This is a genomic window from Methylomonas rivi (assembly GCF_024505165.1).
GTDB classification, from domain to species: domain Bacteria; phylum Pseudomonadota; class Gammaproteobacteria; order Methylococcales; family Methylomonadaceae; genus Methylomonas; species Methylomonas rivi.
Genome location: NZ_JANIBK010000220.1, coordinates 1 through 4371, shown reverse-complemented (window position 1 = coordinate 4371; position 4371 = coordinate 1). Strand labels below are relative to the sequence as shown.

5 protein-coding genes are annotated in these 4371 nt (G+C 54.1%); 3 read left to right on the top strand and 2 right to left on the bottom strand.

What is annotated here, in order from left to right:
* Window positions 1-373, bottom strand: a 373-nt coding sequence (locus NP596_RS20070; RefSeq protein WP_305891827.1) for a methylene-tetrahydromethanopterin dehydrogenase N-terminal domain-containing protein, incomplete at its 3' end; no start/stop codon positions are given.
* Window positions 374-571: 198 nt separating this feature from the next.
* On the opposite strand from NP596_RS20070, the gene NP596_RS20065 reads away from it, so the two are divergent.
* Entirely contained in the window at window positions 572-1549 is a 978-nt protein-coding gene (locus NP596_RS20065) for a malate dehydrogenase (RefSeq protein WP_256617171.1), read from the top strand.
* Between the two features lie 74 nt (window positions 1550-1623).
* Here NP596_RS20065 and NP596_RS20060 read toward each other — a convergent pair whose 3' ends face one another.
* A complete protein-coding gene (locus tag NP596_RS20060; RefSeq protein ID WP_256617170.1) occupies window positions 1624-2532 on the bottom strand; it encodes an FAD:protein FMN transferase in 909 nt (302 codons plus the stop codon).
* A gap of 557 nt (window positions 2533-3089) precedes the next feature.
* Here NP596_RS20060 and NP596_RS20055 point away from each other — a divergent pair.
* Window positions 3090-3803 (top strand): VPLPA-CTERM sorting domain-containing protein, encoded by a 714-nt coding sequence (locus tag NP596_RS20055; RefSeq protein ID WP_256617169.1) that lies wholly within the window; start codon window positions 3090-3092, stop codon window positions 3801-3803.
* A gap of 45 nt (window positions 3804-3848) precedes the next feature.
* Window positions 3849-4371 (top strand): hypothetical protein (locus NP596_RS20050; RefSeq protein ID WP_256617168.1); only part of this gene is annotated, 523 nt, incomplete at its 3' end.

Below are 4371 nucleotides of genomic sequence, written 5' to 3'. Positions count from 1 at the left end.
CGGCCAAAACCACGGCTTTTTTACCGGCCAGGCCGGTGCCGGTGGCGATTCTGGCCACCGCCGCCGCCGCGGTGGTGTTGCTGCCGTTGCTGTCCAGCATTACCGAGACTTGAAAACCGGGAAAGAAATGCTTTTGCACCGCTTCCAGCAATTGCTGGCCGGCCTTCATATTGCTGCCGCCGATAAAAATAGCGGTGTTTTTTTTGTCCTTGGGGGCGCGGGTGAAAATGCAGCCGTCCACCAAGCCGCCGACGTTTTCCGGGGTTAAACCGCCGTGGCCGATCACATGGTCGGCGCCGCCGTCGTAAGCTACCACCGTGTCAAAAACTGAAGGATGCGTGTCAGTATCGAACTGAAATAGTAGTTTTTTCATTAACTTACCAGATGGATTAAGGCGATTATTTTAAGGCGCGCCATTATACAGGCATATTAATCCGGCCGCTTTATAATCCAATCCGCTTCGATCAAACCGGGAATGTGGTATTGTTTGCCTAAATTTAAAGAGTGTGCAACAACGTCACAATCCGGCGGTGCCGTTCACGAGAACACACTCCCAGACTCTAAGGAAGCTATGAAAACACCCGTCGATATTGCTGTAACAGGTGCCGCAGGCCAGATCAGTTATTCATTGCTGTTTCGCTTGGCGGCGGGCGATTTGTTGGGCCCGGACCAACCCATCGTTTTGCGGCTGTTGGAAATTACGCCTGCCATGGAAGTATTGAAAGGGGTGGTGATGGAGTTGCACGATTGCGCATTCCCCCTATTACATAAAGTCATTATCACAGACGATCCGAAGGTGGCGTTCGATAATGTCGATTACGCGTTTTTGGTGGGTGCCAAACCCCGTAAACAAGGCATGCTCAGAAGCGATTTATTGTCGCAAAACGCGGAAATCTTTTTGGTGCAGGGGCAGGCCTTAAATGAAGTGGCCAACCGCAATGTCAAGGTTTTGGTGACCGGCAACCCGGCCAACACCAACGCCTACTTGGCGATTAACCATGCCCCGGATTTGGCGCCGGAATGTTTCGCGGCCATGACCATGCTGGACCACACTCGCGCCGTCAGCCAGTTGGCGCAAAAATGCGGCGTGCCCACCCGGGACATTAAAAACATGACGGTATGGGGCAACCATTCCTGCATGCAATACCCCGATCTGCACAATGCCTTGGTCATGGGCCGGCCCGCGCTGGATTTGGTCGAACAAGACTGGTTTGTCGACGAGTTTATGCCCATCGTGCAATACCGGGGCGCGGAAGTCATTAAAGCCCGCGGCCAATCCAGCGCCGCTTCCGCCGCCAACGCGGCGATCATGCATATGTCTACCTGGATACACGGCACGGCTGAAGGCGATTGGGTCAGCATGGCCGTGCCTTCGGACGGCAGTTACGGTATCGAATCCGGTTTGGTGTTTTCCTTCCCCGTCACCGTTGCGGACGGCCAATACGCTATCGTCAAGGGCCTGGATATGAATGAGTTCAGCCTGGAACGCTTGCGCCAAAACGAGGCGGAATTGATGGAAGAACGGAAGGCCGTGAAGCATTTACTATGAACCGCGATTGACTTGACGGAGTACAAGCCTGGGTTTGTATTCCATTTGAGTATTTTTACACTGCGGGTCGAATTTTATTTTATTGAACCGCCTTGCCGCCCCTGAATATCCGTCCAAATATGCGGCAAGCCCAATTCTTCCAGCCAGGCCGGCCCCTGTTCTTCCTTGAGCATGGCAATGGTGGACGCGCTGCCGGCAACCACGCAATGCTCGCTGACCACGGTAACCGAGGTCAGGTGGCCGGCCGGCCAGCCCGTTTTCGGGTTCAGCAGATGGCTGTAACGCTTGCCGCCGATGACGATGCAGCGTTCGTAATCGCCGCTGCTGGCGACCGCGCCCTGATCGAGAGCCAAGCTTTCCAATAGGGCGCGATTATCGCGCGGGTGGGCGATGCCGATGCGCCAGGGTTGGCCGTCCGTGCGCGGGCCTATGATTTTTACATCCCCGCCCAAATTCACCAGACCATGCAGGCAACCGGCCTGCCGGCACAGCGTGGCCACCCGGTCGGCCGCGTATTCCTTGACGATACCGCCGAAATCCAGCTCCATGTTCGGCATTAAAAATGTCAATTCCGGCGGCGACCACCGTGTTTTCTCCCAACCTATCCGTTCCAATAACGATGAGATCAGCTTTTGCTCTGGCAATTGCACCCGGTCAAAACGCCAGGCTTGGCGCAACAGGCCGGAGCTGATGTCGAACAGGCCGCCGCTTTGTTGATAACAGGCGTCCGCGTAATTGAGTAAACCGGCGGTTTCCTCGTCAACCCTGATGCTGCCGCCCTGGCCGGCAACCCGGTTGATTTCGGACAACAGGCTGTCGTCCCGGTAACGGGAATATTTCATTTCAAGGCGTTGAACGTCCCGGATGGCCAGGTCGGCGGTTTTTTGCGCGCTGGCGGGATTGGGCGCAAACAACTGCAAGTCGCACGGCGTACCCATGGCTTTGAAATTGAAATGAAAATGTTGGAGATCGGGTGCGTTCAAAGCCAAATATCGGGTGCCGAGGTGCAAAAGGGGCCGGGTTGGGCAATAATCTTTGTTTAAAGGCTAAGCTAATTCGAGAAGCCGATCAAGCGGGATTGCGTTGGCACGGAATTGGGGGCGAGCAGTTATTATGTTGGAGCGGAAGGTTCAATGTATGGGTTTGTCGTCAAGTCGTCCGAGACGCGTGCCGGCTTTCATGGCGTTTAAACCGGCCTCTAAATGCCGCTCGCCCGTTTTTTGGAGCGGTTGTTGGCATGGTCTTGAAAAGCGATGAAGTGTGGGTTGACTGAGCAATGAGCCTAGATAGTGAATTAAGTGAACTATGTTATATAACGCATTTAAGCTATGTTAAATGCCAGCTTGATTTGTCTTGGACTGAGTGGCTCGGTGTGTAATCGGCCGAGTTAGGATGGAAACGGCATTTCGTATGGTGTGTAACGTATTGAAAATAAGTAATTATTTTTGTTTTTGTTGTGGGTTGGCTTGGATGTTGCTGTATTTATGTCGTCAACATGAGACAGGGTTAGTTTTGGTTTTTTTTAATTTATGGAGATAGTATGAAAATTAAACAATTTGCGGCCGTTGCTTTGTTTGGTATGTCTATCGGTTCCGCGCAAGCGGCACAGTTGGACTTTAACGAGAGTTTTTTCGGCGATTTCGATCTGCAGGAATTTCGTTTCGATGTGCTGAGCGACAGCGCGGTCAGCATGTGGACGGATACATTGACGGATGGTTTGAATAACAAACTTACCTTGTTCAAACTGAATGAGGTGAGCGGAGAGTACGAGTGGAGTACGGCTTATTCTATAGCCGACGCATTTGAAAGCGGTTTTAACCCCGTATTGGGCTATAACCCCACCGGCGTCAACGATTTCGGTGTCGCGCTTAAAAACGGCTTTGTGCTTAATGATCCAACTCAAGTTGGCATTTCGGATGCCGGCGGCACTTTAAACCTTACTCAAGGCAGTTATTTGTTGGTCAATTCGTTCGATACTTATTGGGCTAAAGCGGAATTCGATTTCGCGGATGGCGAAACCTATTCCGCCGGCTATGTGGATACCACGGATCCGGTAAACGGCTTTGGATTCGGCGATACCTGGAGCAGTTATCCGTATGGCGATAACTCACAACCGCACGCCTACAAACTATTTATCAGCGGCGATGTGGCTTTGCCGACCACCGTGCCCGTGCCCGGTGCGATTTGGCTGTTCGGCTCGGCCTTGGCCGGTTTGACCGCGGCATCGCGCCGTAAGCAGAGCCTTGCCGCCTGACGGCAAGGTATGTTTGCTTGCCGGCCGTCCCGAATATGCGGCGTTTTGTCGCTAAATAGCGATTGGGCCTGTCGATTGGTCTTGCTGATGGGTTTGCTTTATCAGACCTCTCAAGCAGAAGACAGGCAAGGCGTCACGGTGCGGCTGGATCGGGAGGCGCACGTTTGGCAATTGCAGGCCAACGCTGTACCTCTGCCGGTAATTTTGGACGAGTTGCAGCGCGTCAGCGGCATGGTCATCCATTACAGCGTGTTGCCGTCGGCCTCGGTGACGGCAACCTGTGCCGCTGAAAAGCTGCCGGCTTTGCTGAAGTGTCTGTTGGGGGAGTCGGCCGGTTTGGTGTTCGGCCAAGCCGACGCAGCCGAGCCCAAGGAAGCCTGGATCTTAGGCAGTACGGCGGCCGGGCAGGCGTCAGATTGCCAAGCCGCCGTGCCGCAAACGCCGTCAACCCGGCAGGATAATGCGGAGCTATATGCGGGCGTGCAAAGCGCCGACCCGCGCCGCCGTGCCGAAGCCTTGTATGCATTGGCCGCCAGCGAGGTTAAGGATGCGGAAGCCGTGTTGCGTG

Excerpts from the sequence above, each read along its gene's own strand:
- NP596_RS20065 (WP_256617171.1), top strand. The coding sequence starts at position 572 with ATGAAAACACCCGTCGATATTGCTGTAACAGGTGCCGCAGGCCAGATC.
- NP596_RS20055 (WP_256617169.1), top strand. The coding sequence starts at position 3,090 with ATGAAAATTAAACAATTTGCGGCCGTTGCTTTGTTTGGTATGTCTATC.